The 16,184-nt window shown below is 68.6% G+C and carries 13 protein-coding genes; 5 read left to right on the plus strand and 8 right to left on the minus strand.

Translation table 11 applies throughout. The features are described 5' to 3' along the window. Positions 1 to 33 precede the first annotated feature (33 nt). Positions 34 to 2,700, minus strand: a complete 2,667-nt coding sequence (locus NO931_RS18740) for a valine--tRNA ligase (protein ID WP_256393888.1) — start codon at positions 2,698 to 2,700, stop codon at positions 34 to 36. A 295-nt stretch (positions 2,701 to 2,995) separates the two neighbouring features. Continuing rightward, positions 2,996 to 3,634, minus strand: coding sequence for a DUF8102 family protein (locus NO931_RS18745; RefSeq protein ID WP_256393889.1), 639 nt, complete (start codon positions 3,632 to 3,634; stop codon positions 2,996 to 2,998). A 151-nt stretch (positions 3,635 to 3,785) separates the two neighbouring features. Here NO931_RS18745 and NO931_RS18750 point away from each other — a divergent pair, with 151 nt between their 5' ends. Beyond that, positions 3,786 to 6,443: an efflux RND transporter permease subunit gene (locus NO931_RS18750; RefSeq protein WP_256393890.1), complete on the plus strand. Its 2,658-nt coding sequence runs from the start codon at positions 3,786 to 3,788 to the stop codon at positions 6,441 to 6,443. Between the two features lie 53 nt (positions 6,444 to 6,496). After that, on the plus strand, positions 6,497 to 6,913 hold the full coding sequence (locus tag NO931_RS18755) for a hypothetical protein (protein WP_256393891.1): 417 nt from the start codon (positions 6,497 to 6,499) through the stop codon (positions 6,911 to 6,913). A 4-nt stretch (positions 6,914 to 6,917) separates the two neighbouring features. On the opposite strand, the gene NO931_RS18760 is transcribed toward NO931_RS18755, so the two are convergent. Genes NO931_RS18760 through NO931_RS18770 form a run of 3 tightly spaced genes read right to left on the minus strand, consistent with a single transcriptional unit; the run spans position 6,918 to position 9,632 of the window. Next, a complete protein-coding gene (locus NO931_RS18760; protein WP_256393892.1) occupies positions 6,918 to 7,829 on the minus strand; it encodes an HFX_2341 family transcriptional regulator in 912 nt (303 codons plus the stop codon). Positions 7,830 to 7,881: 52 nt separating this feature from the next. Further along, complete coding sequence (locus tag NO931_RS18765) at positions 7,882 to 9,354, minus strand: sodium:solute symporter family protein (protein WP_256393893.1); 1,473 nt, start codon at positions 9,352 to 9,354, stop codon at positions 7,882 to 7,884. Next, on the minus strand, positions 9,351 to 9,632 hold the full coding sequence (locus tag NO931_RS18770; protein ID WP_310737332.1) for a DUF3311 domain-containing protein: 282 nt from the start codon (positions 9,630 to 9,632) through the stop codon (positions 9,351 to 9,353). The genes NO931_RS18765 and NO931_RS18770 overlap by 4 nt, the downstream gene beginning before the upstream one ends. A 199-nt stretch (positions 9,633 to 9,831) precedes the next feature. On the opposite strand from NO931_RS18770, the gene NO931_RS18775 reads away from it, so the two are divergent. Continuing rightward, on the plus strand, positions 9,832 to 10,572 hold the full coding sequence (locus NO931_RS18775; protein ID WP_256393894.1) for a sugar phosphate isomerase/epimerase family protein: 741 nt from the start codon (positions 9,832 to 9,834) through the stop codon (positions 10,570 to 10,572). A gap of 328 nt (positions 10,573 to 10,900) precedes the next feature. Beyond that, complete coding sequence (gene dnaG / locus NO931_RS18780; protein ID WP_256393895.1) at positions 10,901 to 12,325, plus strand: DNA primase DnaG; 1,425 nt, start codon at positions 10,901 to 10,903, stop codon at positions 12,323 to 12,325. Positions 12,326 to 12,359: 34 nt separating this feature from the next. On the opposite strand, the gene NO931_RS20780 is transcribed toward dnaG, so the two are convergent. Continuing rightward, positions 12,360 to 12,881 carry a GNAT family N-acetyltransferase gene (locus NO931_RS20780; RefSeq protein ID WP_256393896.1) on the minus strand — a complete coding sequence of 174 codons (522 nt, stop codon included), beginning with the start codon at positions 12,879 to 12,881 and terminating at the stop codon, positions 12,360 to 12,362. Then, entirely contained in the window at positions 12,878 to 14,203 is a 1,326-nt protein-coding gene (locus tag NO931_RS18790) for a DUF92 domain-containing protein (RefSeq protein ID WP_256393897.1), read from the minus strand. The genes NO931_RS20780 and NO931_RS18790 overlap by 4 nt, the downstream gene beginning before the upstream one ends. 177 nt (positions 14,204 to 14,380) lie before the next feature. On the opposite strand from NO931_RS18790, the gene NO931_RS18795 reads away from it, so the two are divergent. Further along, complete coding sequence (locus NO931_RS18795; RefSeq protein ID WP_256393898.1) at positions 14,381 to 14,989, plus strand: undecaprenyl diphosphate synthase family protein; 609 nt, start codon at positions 14,381 to 14,383, stop codon at positions 14,987 to 14,989. A 168-nt stretch (positions 14,990 to 15,157) separates the two neighbouring features. On the opposite strand, the gene uppS is transcribed toward NO931_RS18795, so the two are convergent. Next, positions 15,158 to 16,087 (minus strand): polyprenyl diphosphate synthase, encoded by a 930-nt coding sequence (uppS, locus tag NO931_RS18800; protein ID WP_256393899.1) that lies wholly within the window; start codon positions 16,085 to 16,087, stop codon positions 15,158 to 15,160. Positions 16,088 to 16,184: the final 97 nt, after the last annotated feature.

Raw genomic sequence — 16,184 nt, forward strand, 5'->3', positions numbered from 1 at the left:
CGATCTGCGGCGTCGACGAGGCTCGAGCCTCGCTTAGTTCTGGACGACGACGACCAGGTCGTCGGCCTCGATCATCTCGCCCTCGCCGGCGTAGGTGCGCTCCTCGCGCACCTCGAACAGGTCTGCACCGAGTTCCTCACCGGCGACATGGAGCGCGCCGTCGTCGAGTTCGTACTCGCCGCTTTCGAGGGCGGCGTCGATCTCGCCGACCTTCTCGCCGAACTTCGGCCCGACCTGCGAGTAATCGAGGCTGATCTCGGCGATTTCGGTCGTGACGTCGGCGGCCTCGTCGCGGGCGTCGAGGTCGTCGACGTGCATCACGCCGCGGACGACGTTCTCGAACCCGTCGATGCGGCCGTACACCTCGACGCGGTCGAGTTCGGCGTTCAGCGCGAGCTGGTGCTCGCTCTTGTAGCGCCGCAGCGCGCCGATCACTTCGAGCGCCGTCTCGCCAGATTCGAGGTCAGCGTCGTGGCCCGAGGGCGTCGGCCAGTCGCGCAGGTGGATGCTGTCGTCGGCGATCGAACCGCCGTCGGCGTACAGCGACTGCCAGATCTCCTCGGTGATGTGGGGCAGCAGCGGTGCGAACAGTTCGAGGAAGCGCCGGTGGGCGGTCTGCAGGGCGTAGGCCGTCGACTCGCTGTCCTCGGCGTCGAGGCGCTGTTTCGCGATTTCGAGGTAGTCGTCGCAGAACGTGTTCCAGAAGAACACGCGCAGCTCGTTACGCGCCTTCGAGATTTCGTGATTGTCGAGCTTCTCGGTGAGGCTCTCGATCACGGCGTCCTGACGGGCCAGCAGCCACTCGTCGATCGGGTCGAGCTCGTCGGGCTCCTCGATCTGGTCGGCGGGCGTGAGCTGGTCGACCAGCTTCGAGGCGTTCCAGAGCTTTCGCAGCAGCTTCTCGCCGGTGACGAGATCCTGGTCCTTGAACGGGAAGTCGTCGCCGACTGAGGCACTGGCGGCCCAGTAGCGGATCGCGTCGACGGGGTACTCTTCCATCACGTTCTCGGGATCGACGACGTTACCGCGGGACTTGGACATCTTCTCGCGGTTCTCGTCGAGGACGTGCCCGTTGATCAGCGTCGCGTCGAAGGGGACCTCGCCGGTGTGCTCGTAGCACTTGACGATGGTGTGGAACAGCCAGAACGAGATGATGTCGTGGCCCTGCGGGCGCAGGTCGAAGGGGTACAGTTCGGGGTGGTCCATCGCGAACGCCTCGTCCTCGGCGTCCCAGTCCCAGCCGGCGTTGATCAGCGGCGTCAGCGAGGAGGTCGCCCACGTGTCGAACACGTCCTCCTCGGCCTCGAGCTCGTCGTGGCCACACTCCGGACAGGCGTCGACCGGCGGGTCGTCCGCGAGCGGGTCGACCGGCAGATCCTCTTTCTCGGCCATCACGGGCTCGTCGCAGGACTCGCAGTACCACACCGGGAACGGGATGCCCGAGTCGCGCTGGCGCGAGATCAGCCAGTCCCACTCCAGCCCCTCGATCCAGTGTTCGTACCGCGAGAACATCTTCTCGGGGTACCAGTCCATCTCGCGGCCGGCCTCCAGGTACTCCTCCTTGTGATCGAGGATCTCGACGTACCACTGCTTGGAGACGCGGTACTCGACGGGCGTGTCGCAGCGCTCGTGGACCTGCACGGCGTGGGAGATCTCCCAGCGATCGCGGAGGTGCCCCTCGTCGTCGAGATCCTCGACGATGGCCTCGCGGGCCTCCTCGGTGGACATCCCCTCGTAGTCGCCCGCGAGCTCGGTCATCGTCGCGGACTCGTCGATCGCGACCCGCAGGGGCAGGTCGTGGGCCTGGTACCACTCGATGTCGTTCTGATCGCCGAACGTACAGCACATCACGACGCCGCTGCCTTTCTCCATGTCGACGCGCTCGTCCTCGATGATCGGCACCTCGTGGCCGAAGATCGGGATCCGGGCGCGCTCGCCGACCAGGTCCTGATTGTCCTCGTCGTCGGGATGGACGAACACCGAGACGCAGGCGGGAATCAGCTCGGGACGGGTCGTCGAGATGACGAACTCGTCGCGGTCGAGGTTGTCGCCGACGAGTTCGAACGCAATGTCGTTGAAGTGCGACCCGCGCTCGTCGTCCTCCATCTCGACTTGCGAGATCGCGGTCTCGCAGTCGGGACACCAGATCGCGGGCGCCTTCTTGCGGTACTCGCGGCCCTTCTCGTAGAGGTCGAGGAAGGAGAGCTGCGAGACGCGCTGGACGCGCGGCTCGATCGTCTTGTACGTGTGGTTCCAGTCGATCGAGCAGCCCAGCGACTGCATCTGCTCGGTGAACGAGTCCTCGTACGTCTGGCAGACCTCGCGGCACTTCTGCTGGAACTCGCGGCGCTCGAACTCCTGGTGGCGGATGCCCAGATCGCGCTCGGTCAGCCGTTCCGAGGCGATGCCGTTGTCGTCGTAGCCAAAGGGAAACAGGACGTCGCCGTCGTACATCCGCTGGAAGCGGGCGGCGAAGTCCTGCAGCGTGTGGCCGTACAGGTGGCCCATGTGGAGGCTGCCCGACACCGTCGGCGGCGGCGTGTCGATGGCGTAGGTCGTGTTGGGGTCCTGCTCGGGGTCGCCGTCGTAGGCGTAGGTCTCGGATTCGACCCAGCGGTCCTGCCACTTAGGCTCGACCGCGTCGGCGTCGTAGCCGCCGTCGAGACCCTCGGCGTCGCGCTCGTCGCCTTCGGCGCTCATGCTCTCACCGCCCGCGATGGGCGTCGTCGATGCCGCGAACTCGTCCGTCCGTCGTGTCGGTCGTACATACTGGTCGTTGGTCGCTGAAAGCCGGTCGGGTGCAATACATCCGTCGAAACGGGGTAGGAGTGAGGGGGCTAGGACGCCCCTACGAACACGCCGCGGGGGCCGTCGCAGCCGCTCGGATCGGCAGCGGTGACGGGCATACATACACGTTGCCGACGCGCCCGTCTTAGTGGTTTCGAGTAGGGATCGGGACGAACTGCGTACCGAGCAGCCGGTCTCGGCAGCGGCGTCACTCCGCATCCAGGCACAGCACGGCCAGCGCGTCGTTGCGGTACCGAACGTCGGCGTCGAGATACTCGGCGAGCCGCGTCACGTGCGCGCGGTCGCCCTCGTCTGCGAGACGGAGCGTGATGCGCTCGTAGTCGTCGAGCGCGCGCTCGCCCTCCATCACCAGCGAGAACAGCTCGCGGGGCGCGACGGGATCGCCGTCGTCTAACCGCTCGGCGATGCCGTCGAGTCGGGCCTCGACGGTCGTCTCGACGTCGAACTCGACGTCGACGGTGACGTTGGCGGACTGCTGGTCGATGCCGTAGGCGCGCTCGGCGCCGCTGACTGCCGGGACGAGCACGCGCTCGAAGTCGACGCCTTGCTCCTTGAGCCCGATGTAAGCGAACGAAAGCATCGCGGTGACGCCGTCGACGAACGTCTCGTCGTCGTCCGTGGCGGACTCGAAGATCTGCCGGCGGTCCTTCCGATCGAGCGAGTGGACGAGCAGGTCGAAGTCGACGATCCCCTCCCGGATTCGATTTCGGATGCGCGCCTCCGCGTTGCGCTTGGACTGTTCGTGGCTCATCTCGGTTTCGCCGAGCAGATAGGCTCGATCGGCCGGCGTGAGCACCCCTCGGTCGCGGTCGATGTCGGCGTTCATAATCTAATTCCGGTTATACACAGTCCGTTTTGATCCGAACGTATATCAGCGCTGGGGTGTCAGAGCGAGGTATGTACGATCCCGAACGGCGGCGTCTCGGAGAGCCGTCGGCGCTCACACGCACCCGATCTTGCGGGGGTGATCCGAGCCGATGAGTTCGGACCTCGTAGATCGGTACGCCGACATGCTGGTCGACCACAGCCGGCTGGTGATCATCGTCCTGCTGGTGGCGACGCTGATCGTCGGCGCCGGGGCGGCGCTGGGCAGCGCCGGCGAGGGCGGCATCGGCCAGTTCGAGACCGACTCGCCCGAGCGCGCTGCGCTCGACGAGATCGAATCGACGTACGACACCGACGACGCCGTCGTGACACAGATCGTCGTCCGCAACGAGAGCGGCGACGTGCTGACGAAGGCGTCGCTGCTGGACGGGCTGGAACTGCAACAGGAGATGCGATCCGACGCATCGATCAACGGGACGCTGCGGAACGAAAGTGGCGTCATCGGGCTGGAAAACGTCGTCGCGACCGCGGCGTACTACGAGGATCGGACGAGCCAGCAGGGCAACCGAACCGGCGGGGGCAACGAGTCGGCCGGCGCGGGCGGTGATGACGGGCAAGACGGCGCGGGTGGAGACGCGGCCGGCGCGCCGCCGCCGACGCTCGACCAGCAGATCGCGGCGCTCGAATCGCGGTCGGACGCCGAGGTCGAGGCGCTGCTCGAACGCGTGCTCGCCCCCGACACCGAGACCCGCGGCGACGATCCCTACCAGTTCTTGCCCGCCGACTACGAGCCGGGCGCGACGAGCGCCGACGCGCGGATCACCTTCGTGTTCCAGGTCGACGGGAGCGCGGGCGACGCCGACCCGCAGGCCGCCTACGACGCGCAAGTCGAGATCGACGGGCTGGTCGAGGAGCGCTTCGACGACGCGTTCGTGTTCGGTCAGGGCGTCGTCGACGACGCGTCGACTCGGGCTGTCGGCGACAGCTTCACGATCATCACGCCGGTCGCGCTGGTGCTCGTGCTCGGGGTGCTCGCGATCGCCTACCGGGACGTCGTCGACGTGCTGGTCGGCGTGTTCGGCATCGCCGTCGTCATGGCGTGGCTCGCGGGCGCCCAGGGCTGGCTCGGCATCCCCTCCAGCCAGCTGCTGATCGCGGTGCCGTTCCTGCTGATCGGGCTGAGCATCGACTACTCGCTGCACGTCGTGATGCGATACCGGGAGGCCAGAGAGGGCGACCTCGACACGGACGACGGCGCGACCGGGCGGCGCGATCCGACCACCGCGATGCGCATGGGGATCGCCGGCGTCGTGCTCGCGCTCGCCGCGGCGACGTTCTCGACGGGCGTCGGCTTCCTCTCGAACTACGTCAGCCCGCTGACGGCGATCCGCGACTTCGCGATCCTCTCGGGCGCCGGCATCCTCGCGACGTTCGTCGTGTTCGCGGCGCTGGTTCCCGCGGTGAAGCTGGAGATCGAGCGCCTGTTCGACCGGTTCGGGCGCGAGCGGCGCAACCCCGCGGTCGGCGTCACGCCGGGTCCGATCAACCGGGCGCTCGGTGCTGCTGGGGGACTCGCCCGGCGCGCGCCGATCGGCGTGCTGGTGATCGCGGTGCTGGTCGCCTCGGCGGGCGCGTACGGCGCGACCGGCATCGACACGGAGTTCAACCGGACCGACTTCCTGCCCGAGGATTCGCCCGATTGGGCGAAGTCGCTGCCCGGCCCGCTGGCCGCCGGCGACTTCGACGTGCGCGAGAACGCCCAGTACCTCGGCGCGAACTTCCGCCAGCGCGGTGAGGGGTCGGAAGCGCAGGTGCTGTTACGCGGCGAGATAACCGATCCCGAGACGTTACGCGCGATCGACGGCGCGACCCGCGAGGGCGACCCCGACGACGCGCTTTCGGACCGGCCGGGCGGAAGCGTCGCCGCGGAGACGCCGGTGACGGTGCTGCGCTCGGTCGCCGCCGAGGACGACTCCCTCGCAGCGGCGATCGACGCCCGCGACGCCGACGGCGACGGCTTGCCCGACGAGGACGTCGCCGCAGTGTACGACGCGCTGTTCGACGCCGCGCCGGAACAGGCGTCCAGCGTGCTGTATCGAACAGATGGCGGCGACTACGAGTCGGCTCGACTGACGGTGGGCGTGCAGGGCGACGCCTCGGCCCAGACGGTCGCCGAGGACGTCCGCGCGTTCGCCTCCTCGATCGAGGCGTCGGCGCCGGTGAGCGCCGTCGCGACCGGCGGGCCCGTCGTCACCGCGGTCCTGCAGGACGCGCTGCTGGAGACGCTGATCCAGGCGCTGGCGGTGACGCTGGTCGTGATCGGCGCGTTCCTGCTCGGGCTCTACTGGTGGCGCACCGGCGCGCCCGACCTGGCGGCGGTCACGCTCGCGCCGGTCGTGCTCGCGCTGGCGTGGCTGCTGGGGACGATGGCGCTGTTCGACGTTCCGTTCAACAGCGAGACCGCGGTCGTCACCAGCCTCGCGATCGGGCTGGGCGTCGACTACAGCATCCACTTCACCGAGCGCTTCGTCGACGAACGTCGCCGGCACGACGGGCTCGACGGCGCGCTGTCGGCGACCGTCGCGGGCACCGGCGGCGCGCTGCTGGGCAGCGCCGCCACGACGGCGACCGGCTTCGGCGTCCTCGCGCTGGCGCTGGCGCCGCCGCTCCAGCGCTTTGGCATCGTGACGGGACTGAGCATCATCTACGCCTTCGTCGCCTGCATCACGGTGCTGCCGAGCCTGCTCGTGCTTCGCGAACGCGCGATCGAACGGTGGACGGGACAGGCCAGCGCGGCCGGCGGGGACTGAGACGCCGACCGGGTGCGCCACCTTCATCACGTCGCACTCGCTACCGCAACTCGATGGATCTGACGGACGTTCGTCGCCGCGCCGCCGCGTACGACTCCCTGCTCGGAGCGGTGCTGGTGGTCGTCTACCTTCTCACGGTCACGGTGCTCGGCGCGGTGCTGGCGGGCGACCCGACCAGCAACACGCCGATCGTCTCGGACGCCGCCGCGCTGGCGCTGGTCGCCCACGCCTACAGCCGGGATCGGTTCCCGGAACTCGGCACCTCGCTCGTGGTCGCGCTGATCCTGCTCGCGTGGCTGCTGGCCTTCGAGCCCGCGGTGCCGCTGCTCGACGCCGTCACCGGGCTACCGGGCTGGTTGCAGGGCGACGCCGGGACGCCGCTGGTGCTGGCGGCCGTGCTGGTCGTCGCGTACGCGCTGGTGGTCCGCGGCGTCGTGCCGACGCCGAACTTCGATGGGTCGCGGAACTAAGTCGCTACAGTTCGACGCTGGTTTCCTGATCGTTCGAGTGCGAGCGCACCCACAGCTCGCCGATCCGCGAGAGGCGCGTTCGGTAGGATTTGCCGTGTGACTCCTGTTCGATGTACCCCTTGCCGCCCGGGCCGAGCCGGTCGACGTTGTAGATCACCTTCGACCGGAAGCTGTCGGTGTACTCCTCGTTGAGTTCCTTGGCCAGCTCCTTGGCGAGTTCCGAGATGCTGTCGAACTCGCCGTGCTCGCCCAGCGTGAAGAGGATCAGCTCCTCGAACGGCTTGACGTTCGAGAACGACGCGACCGGCAGCTCGACGATGTGGCGACCGCCGATCTCCTTTGCGCCGATGGTCGTGCCGCGCTCGTCGAACTCCGAGAGCAGCTCCCGGGCGCTGTCGAGGCGCTCGCCGATCCGCTCGTCCTCCGGCGTCCCTTCGGATTGCAGGTCCTCCAGTAGCTCGCGCTGCTTGTGGAGCTCCTTCGCGAGTTCGGTTTCGAGGTACTTCTCCGGGGCGGTGTAGTAGGTGTGGATCTTCTCGCGGTCCTCCTGGCGCTCGACCATGATCGAGTGGGCCGCCGTCGCGAACGCGAAGGAGACGGGCCGGGGCATCGCGCTGATGTTCACCCAGACCTCGTTCCCGCGGTCGAGTTCGTCGTTGATCATCGCGAACGCCTCCTCGAAGGCGGCATCGTAGTCGTACACGTCCTCGAGGACGAACCGGTCAGTTTCGGCGCCCAGCAGGTTCTGGAAGTCCTGTTCGAGCTTCTCGGAAAGATTTTGCGAGTACTCGACGTTGGCCTCGCTCCCCACCGCGCCCTCCAGCAAGACGACCCGGTCGACGTCTAACTGGTCGCGCACGAGCGGCGCGATCAGCCGGTCGTAGTCGAACCCGACCGGAACGATGTGCGTTTGCATACGCGGTCGTTGACAGCCGTCGGTGTTAAAGGGTCTCTTTGCGGGACCCCGCTTACTCGGCGCCCGAAAGATCCGTAAACTGGGCGTCGCGCTCGTCAGCCGAGTGGGCCGTCGCCACCGAGACGCCGACGGTGAGCACGAGCCCGAGGACCATTCCCAGGATCGAGGCGTCCCAGCCCCAGTACGTCCCGGGAACGGCAGGGAGGAACACCGACGACAGGTAGAACGCCTGGCTCGCGCCGACGCCCGCGAGCATCCCCGAGCGTGTCGTCCGGCGCCAGTACAGTGCGACCATCACGGGGAGCGCGAGCTGTGCGAACCCGCCGAACGCGGTCGAGCCGATCTGGACCAGCCCGCCGGGCCGGTAGAGGCTGGCGACGAACGTCGCCGTCGCGAAGACGACGACGCCGATCCGGCCCAGCAGGTCCTCGCGGCGCTCGCTGGCGTCGGGCGAGACGAACGGCCGGTAGAGGTCCCGCGTAAAGTACGACGAGCCCGACAGCAGCATCGAGTCGGAACTGCTCATCATCGCAGCCATCGCGCCGGCGATCACGAGCGCGGCGAACCAGCCGGGCGCGTACTCGTTGAGCAGGATCGGGAGGACGTTCTCCCCCTCGGGTACGGCGACGCCGTGCCCCGCCGCCCACGTGCCCAGGAGGAACGCCGGGACGAACAGCAGGACGACCAGAATCGGCCAGAGCGCGAACGTGCGTTTGAAGACTTTCTTCGAGCCCGCGGTGAAAAAGCGCTGGTTGACCTGCGGGAACATCGCGACGCCGAAGGCGATGCTGACGGCCTGGGAGATCATCCACGCGGGCGAGTAGACGCCGCCCCCGAGCGAGAGGAACTCGGGGTTCGACTCGGCGACGGCGGCGGTCGCGGCGCCCGCCCCGCCGACCGCATTGAGGATCCACAGCGCGGCGGCCCACGTCGCCAGCAGCATGAACGCGCCCTGGATCGTGTCGGTCCAGGCGATGCCGCGCATCCCCGCGAGCACGACGTAGACGATCATGAACGCCGTCACGAGCGCCGCGCCGGACCAGTAGGGGAGCCACCCGCCGGTCAGGCCCGCCAGCGCGGTGCCGGCGCCCATCTGCTGGAGCATGACGTAGGGAAAGAGCCAGAACAAGCTGACCACCGCGACCAGCCCGCGCAGCGCCGACGAACCGAACCGGTCGCCGAGCATCTCGGGGAGCGTGACGTAGCCGTGGCGCTTGCCGATCAGCCACTGCTTGTAGCCGATCACGTACCAGAGGATCGCGAAGAGGATCCCGTCCATCACGCCCATCACGAGGATCCACTCGGGGCCGGAGGCGTAGGCGAGATTCGGACCGCCGAAGAACGTGAACGCCGACAGCAGCGTCGCGAACGTGGTAAACAGCAGGACGACCGTGCCGAACGTCCGCGAGGCGAGATAGAAGTCCTCGGCGGTGCGGTCGGTGAGCCGGTAGGCCAGCAGGCCGACGCCGAGCGCGACCAGGAGGTAACCGACGACGATGCCCAGTTGCAGGGCGACCTGGCTCACGGCCGGTCACCCCCGCGGTCGTCGGCTGCGGTCGCGCCCGCTGCGGACGCTTCGGCGTCCCCGACTGCGGCGTCGCTCTCGATCCAGAGCCCCCACGACCGCTGCGCGAACAGCCAGAAGACGGCGGCGGTCAGCACCATCCAGCCGACGTGCCACCAGATCCAGACGGGGAGTCCCGCGACGACGCGGTCGGAGCCCCAGAGGAACCACGGGATCCCCAGCGCCGCCAGGAGGAGGAACGCGATGCCCCAGCCGATCCGCTCGATCGACGACGTCATTACTAGACGGGTCGCCGTCAGACGCGCTTAAAGATTGCCGTTCGTCACCAGACACTGCGACTGAAGAGAAATATTGTTCGATATTCCGCGACGGTGGCCGATCGGCCGACGACGCACTGGAACGGTGCGCGCGAGGGCTGATCGTGCGTCCGTCGCCGGAGTCCGGACCTATTTCCGTGCGTCGGTCGGAGACCTGACCATGCACACGGCAGTCCAGTTGTACACGCTGCGGGATGTCGACGAGCCGACCGCCCAGTTGATCGAACGGGTCGGTGAGACGCCGCTCGACGGCGTGGAGTTCGCCGCGGCGCCGACCGAGGACGGCGTCGCCGAGACGCTCGCGGACGCCGATCTGACGGCGACGGCCGCGCACGTCCCCGACGACCGGATCGAGCGCTCGACCGAGGAGATCGTCGAGGCATGCGACGCCGTCGACTGCGCGACCGTCGTCGTGCCGTATCTCGACGAGTCGCACTTCGCCGATCGCGACGCCGTCGCAGGGACGGCCGATCGCCTGGAGACGCTCGCGGACCTGCTCGAACCTCACGGGATGCGGCTGTGCTACCACAATCACGACCACGAGTTCGTCTCGCCTCGCGACACGGGGGGCCGGTCGGCGTTCGAGCTCCTCGTCGAGGAGACCGACGACGCGGTCGGGTTCGAACTCGACCTCGGCTGGGCGAAGGCCGCGGGCTACGATCCCACGGAACTGCTCCAGCGCTTCGGCGATCGGATCCCGCTGGTTCACCTCAAAGACGTGAGCGAAGACGGCGAACCGGTCGAACTCGGCGACGGCGTCCTCGACGTGCCCGCCCGCGTCGACGCCGCGCGAGAGGCCGGCGTCGAGGCGATCATCTACGAGCACGACGACCCGACGGATCCGATCGCCTCACTGGCTCACGGCGCCACGGTGCTCGAAGATCCCCACCAGGCGCGGTAGCGGCTCGGCTTCAGCATTCTTCTGAAGCGCTTCGGCGTCCGCGCGAGCGGCAGCGAACGCGGACTCGACGAGTTCGCTCGTCAGGGTCCGGACGCCGCGGCGCGACGCTTCCGGCCGGTCGGAGCGGTCGGGGCGTGGTTTAGTCGGTCGTTACCGAACAATACGTTATGAGTTACCATGTCATCGATCGAAAGGGGAAGCCGAAGGACGCGCCGGCGACGAGAACTGACGACAGGTATTTGAAGGTTCCGACCCAAACATATATAACGCACCATGAAGCCGTTCATGGGACATTCACAACCACGCCCCCGATCGGGGCAGATCATCAATGGACGATACAACGAAATATCTCATCCACGCCGACGTGACCGCGAGCGGGGTGGTCGAACGGAGTGACGTCGTCGGCGCCATCTTCGGGCAGACCGAAGGGCTGCTCGGCGAGGAGCTCGATCTGCGAGACCTCCAGCAGTCCTCGAAAGTAGGGCGCATCGACGTCGAGATCGACAGTACCGGCGGCGAGTCACGCGGTGAGGTGACGATCGCGACGAGCCTCGACAAGGTCGAGACAGCGACGCTGGCGGCGTCGCTCGAGACGATCACGCGGGTCGGTCCGTGTCGCGCGGATCTCACCGTGACGAACATCGAGGACGTGCGCGCGGCCAAGCGCCGCCAGATCGTCGACCGCGCCCACGAGCTGCTCGTCGAGGCGTTCGACGAGACGGCGATGAGCAGTCAGGAGATCCTCGAAGAGGTGCGCCAGCGTGTCCGCGTCGCCGACGTGACCGAGTACGAGGGGCTGCCCGCCGGTCCGCGCGTCGCCGACAGCGACGCGGTCGTAATCGTCGAAGGACGCGCCGACGTGCTGACGCTCCTGCAGTACGGCGTCAAGAACGCCGTTGCCGTCGAGGGGACTGACGTCCCGGAGGTCGTCGCCGAGTTGACGGCCGATCGGACGACGACCGCCTTTCTCGACGGCGACCGCGGCGGCGATCTGATCCTGCGAGAGCTCTCGCAGGTCGCCGACGTCGACTACGTGACGTTCGCGCCCGACGGCCGGTCGGTCGAGGACCTCTCGCGCCACGAGGTGTTCGAGGCGCTGCGGGACAAGGTCCCCTACGACGCCGTCGCCGACGCCTCGACGCCGCGCACCGCGGTCGCCGCGACCGACGGGAGCGCGATGCCCGCGCCGGAGTCGGACGACACCGAGGCGAGTTCCTCGGTGGACGACGACGACGGTCCCGAAAGCCCCGACGAGCCGGCCGTGCCGGACGCCGGAGCCGAATCGGCAGTCGCCGAGACGACGCCGGAAGCCGACGCCGAAGCGGCGGAACCCGAGCCGGACGAAGCCGACGCCGAACCAGCGAATGCAGGCGCAGAACCGACCGACGCTGAACCGGCAGACGAGTCCGCCGAGTCCGAGGAGTCCGCTGACGCCGAGACGACCGTCCCGGAGACGCTCCACGGCCACGTCGAGGCGGTGGTTCGGGGCGAGCGCGGCAGCGTGCGGCTACTCGACGACGAGTTCCGCGAGCTCGACGAGGCGCCCGCCGAGGACGCCGTCGAAACGATCGAGGCCGCGGCGTCGCCGCCGAGCGCGGTCGTGATCGACGGCGAACTCAGCCAGCGGCTGCTCGACGTCGCCGCCCAGCGGGGCGTCTCGCAGGCGGTCGCCCGCTCGCTCGGCGAGTTCACCAAGCGGCCGACGAGCGTTCGGCTTCGCACCGCCGACCAGTTGCTCGGCGACGAGGACTAGCACTCGCCCGTCGGGCCTCCGAACCCTTCTCCGATCAGAGCGGTCGGGCCAGCAACAGCGCCGGGTCGCCGTCGTAGTACTCGGGGTCCCGGTCGACCGTCCTGAACCCCCACTCCTCGTAGAACTCCCGCGCGTCGTCGTTGTCCGGCGAAACCGCCAGTGTGACGAGTCGGACCCCGCGCTCGCCGAGGCGATCGAACAGTCGAGTGAACAGCTGCGACGCGACGCCCTCCCGGCGCCGGTCGGGAGCGACGACGAGTTCGGCGACGTACGCGCGGTCGTCGCTCGGCATCGCGAAGACGTACCCGATCGGGCGCCGACAGTCGCGGTCGCCGCCGGCGTCGAGCAGATCGCTCACATTGGCGTTCTCAGAACGCGAAGCGTTCTGACTGGCTGCGGAAGACGACGAAGTCGTCTTCCGAACGCCGCCGGTCGCGACGAGCACCTCGCCGGGACCGTCGATGGCCTCGCCGAGCGCGTCGGGTGCCGGCTCGGGGAGAAGCGACTGCAGGGCGAGCAGGGCGGGCCGGTCGGTCTCGACGGCGTCGCGGATCACGGCAGCCCCGCCAGTCCGACCGCCAGCGCGAACAGCGTGCCGGCGATCCCGCCCGACAGCGTCGCGAGGAAGTTGACGCTCTGGTTGCCCACGCCGTCCCCCTCGATGGTCGCGCCCAGCAGGCTATCGACGGTCATGCCGGTGACGCCGGCGGCGCCGATCACCGCGGCGCCGTCGAGGGCGATCGAGGGGAACAGCAGCCACGAGAGGACCGCGACGAGCGCGGCGCCGGCGGCGCCAGCGATCTCGCCCTGCCAGGTGATGGCCCCGTCGGTGCCCGGATCGACGCGTTTCAGAGTGGTGATCAGCCGCGGGCGGTCGAACACGCCGCCGATCTCCGAGGAGAGCGTGTCGGCCAGCGCCGTCGCGAGCGAGCCGGCGAACGCAAAGAGGAACAGCGCGGGATCGGCGCCGAACAGGTCGGCCGACGCCGCCGCGTAGCCCAGCACCGCGACCAGCGCGACGGCGGCGTTGCCGAGTACGTTCGCGCTCCCGCGCGCGCCGTCGTTCTCCTCGGCGACGCCGCGCTCGCGCTTCTCGTCGTAGCGGAACTTCGTCGAGAGCCCGCCGATTCCGAAGAACGCGATCATGACGGCGAACCACGGGTACCCCCCGAGCACGATCGCCAGAAACGCCAGCACGACCCCCGCGAGCATCCCCTCCACCGACGCGGTCTCCAGCGCGTAGGAGGTGTACCCCAGCGCGGCGGTCACGCCCAGCGCGACGAGCACGTCCGTCGTCGTGGCGCCGACGTTGAGCGCCGTGATCAGCCAGAGCAGGAGTCCGACCGACAGGATCACGGCTGGGTCGTCGCGCCCGAGCAGGACCGACCGGAGCAAGGCGCCGACGAGCGCGCCCGTCGTCGCCAGCACCGTGACCGCTGCGAAGGGCAGCATCGACGCGTCGATCGCGAGCGCCGTCACCTGGACGGCGGCGACGCCGGCGAGCAGTCCGCCGACGACGAAGCCGACCGCCTCGGCGACCTCGCCGCCGACGCGGTTGCGAGCGATCTCGCCCGCGAAATTGCCGTAGGCGTACAGCACGACCGTCCCGACGAACACTCTGGTCGGCAGGTCGCCGACGGCGGCGAACCCGCCCAGAAGCGCGGCGGCGACCGCGAAACCGACGAGCCCTTTGAGGCGCTCGTCGCGCCGGTCGCCCGGCCGAGCGAACAGCTCGAAGGCGGGGCCGTCCGTGATCGTCGCGGCGGCGCCGGCCACTGCGACGAACGCGGCGACTGCCGCTGCGGGCGTCGCCGCGGCCAGAACCGCGAGGGTCCCGACCGCGGCGAACGCACCCGCACGTCGGACGGTCGATGTCACGTTACTCGCTTCCTTTTACTGAGGCTTACTTAACCTTCCCGAACCCGCGAGCGATCAGAGTCTACTACGCGGAGTCTATCGTCGGGGACGCGCGTCCGATCTGAAATTCGCGTGCATCGAGGGCACAGTCGCGGCGGCGGTCGCATCATTTACCAGCGTGGCCGATAACCATCGGTCGTGGGACTGTACGACCGATATCTCGCGTTGCGGGTCCGCAGGCAGGACGCGCCGCCGCCCGACCACGTCGCCCTGGTCGTCGCCGAGCGCGACCTGCTGGAGCGGGGCTCCTACGAGACGCTGGAGACGTTCTTCCGGTGGGCGTTCGAATACGGCGCCGAGCGCGTGACGGTGTACGTCAGCGTGCTCGACGAAGCCGCCGTGCCGACGCTGGAGCGGTCGCTGAGCGATGTCACTGCGCCGCGGGAGATGGCCGTGCGCGGGCCCGACGACCGGTCGCGCGCCGACGCGCCGATCCAGGTGAGCATCGGGCTCGGCGGCAAGCACGAGTTCACCACGGCCGTGCGATCGCTGGCCGGCGAGGTCGAGGCGGGCGACCTGGAGCCCGACGCGATCTCCGAGGAGGACGTCGAGCAGCGACTCGTGTTCCCTGACGCGCCCGACCTCGTGATCAAGACCGGCGCCGAGCGGCTCTCGGATTTCATGATCTGGCAGTCGGTGTACTCGGAGCTGTACTTCACGGACGTGAACTGGCGGGACTTTCGCAAGCGGGACTACCTCCGGGCGATCCGGGAGTACAAGAATCGGAAGCGGCGGTTTGGACGCTGAGCGCAGCGAAGCGTTCAAACGCCGGAAGACAAGCAAACCGGTCTTCCGGAAGTTCGGTCGGTGAACGAAGTGAATCGGCCGAACGCCGGACGGCGAGCGAAGCGAGTCTTCCGGAAGTTTGGACGCTGAGCGACGCGAGGTGAGCACGGCGAAGCGGAATACGCCCGGTCAGTCGGCGGCCCGATCGTCGGCGTCGAACTCCTCGACGTCGAGTTGCTCGCGTTCGTTGCTGGGCAGCGCGTCGCGGAACCGGTCGAGGACGCTTCTCGCCTCGTCGAGTTCGGCGCTACCGGTCGCTCGCAGGAGCGCGAGCGCGCGGCGAGCCCTGGCGGTCCGCCAAGATTCCTGACGGTGCTCGTAGGTCCGGATCGCACGCAGGAAGTCAACCTTCCGGAACTCGGGCCAGTACGGCGTACAGAAGAACACGGCGGCCTCGTTCCCGTTGGCGTACCACGGCAGGAAGTTGCTGGTGCGCTCGTCGCCGCCGGTCCGGATGATCAAGTCGACGTCCCGGACCGGTCGCTCGTAGAGGCGCTCCTCGACGGTCGCGACGTCGATGTCGTCGGGTGCGATGCTCCCGTCGTCGACGTCATCGAGCACGGAACTGGCTGCTGACAGCAACTCCGCACGGCCGCCGTACGCGAGCGCGATGTTCAGGACGAACCGATCGTACCCCTCGGTCCGGCCCTCCGCGTAGTCGACGGCGTCGCGGACGCGCTCGGGCAGTCGGTCGACGTCGCCGAGCGCGCGGATACAGACGCCGTTCTCGTGGACGCGGTCGGCGTCGGCGAACTCGCGGAGCTTCCCTTCGATCAGGTCGAACAGCGCTTCGAGCTGGTCCTCGGGTCGGTCGAAGTTCTCGGTCGAGAACGTGTACAGCGTCAGCTCCTCGACGCCGAACTCCTGGCACCACTCCAGAACCTGCTCGGTCGTCTCGGCGCCGTGTTCGTGGCCCTCGGTCGCGTCGTCGCCGTTCTGGCGCGCGTAGCGCCGGTTGCCGTCCTGAATAACCGCGACGTGGGTCGGGACCCCCTCGATCTCCCGTCGGAGCAGTCGCTCGTACCCCGACCGGACTCGCCGCCCGAACCACTCTCTCATTACTGGATCGGTCAGGGCGGTCACACATGTGTCTTTCCGTAGCCGCATCGGCGCCGACCGCCGTGAGTGCAGTCGAGAGTAGCCGCAACGATCATCC

The sequence above is a fragment of the Natronoarchaeum rubrum genome (assembly GCF_024494695.1).

Bases quoted from the DNA above. Each gene is read 5' to 3' on its own strand.
- NO931_RS18740 (WP_256393888.1), bottom strand. From the start codon at position 2,700: ATGAGCGCCGAAGGCGACGAGCGCGACGCCGAGGGTCTCGACGGCGGC.
- NO931_RS18745 (WP_256393889.1), bottom strand. From the start codon at position 3,634: ATGAACGCCGACATCGACCGCGACCGAGGGGTGCTCACGCCGGCCGAT.
- NO931_RS18750 (WP_256393890.1), top strand. From the start codon at position 3,786: ATGAGTTCGGACCTCGTAGATCGGTACGCCGACATGCTGGTCGACCAC.
- NO931_RS18755 (WP_256393891.1), top strand. From the start codon at position 6,497: ATGGATCTGACGGACGTTCGTCGCCGCGCCGCCGCGTACGACTCCCTG.
- NO931_RS18760 (WP_256393892.1), bottom strand. From the start codon at position 7,829: ATGCAAACGCACATCGTTCCGGTCGGGTTCGACTACGACCGGCTGATC.
- NO931_RS18770 (WP_310737332.1), bottom strand. From the start codon at position 9,632: ATGACGTCGTCGATCGAGCGGATCGGCTGGGGCATCGCGTTCCTCCTC.
- NO931_RS18775 (WP_256393894.1), top strand. From the start codon at position 9,832: ATGCACACGGCAGTCCAGTTGTACACGCTGCGGGATGTCGACGAGCCG.
- dnaG (WP_256393895.1), top strand. From the start codon at position 10,901: ATGGACGATACAACGAAATATCTCATCCACGCCGACGTGACCGCGAGC.
- uppS (WP_256393899.1), bottom strand. From the start codon at position 16,087: ATGAGAGAGTGGTTCGGGCGGCGAGTCCGGTCGGGGTACGAGCGACTG.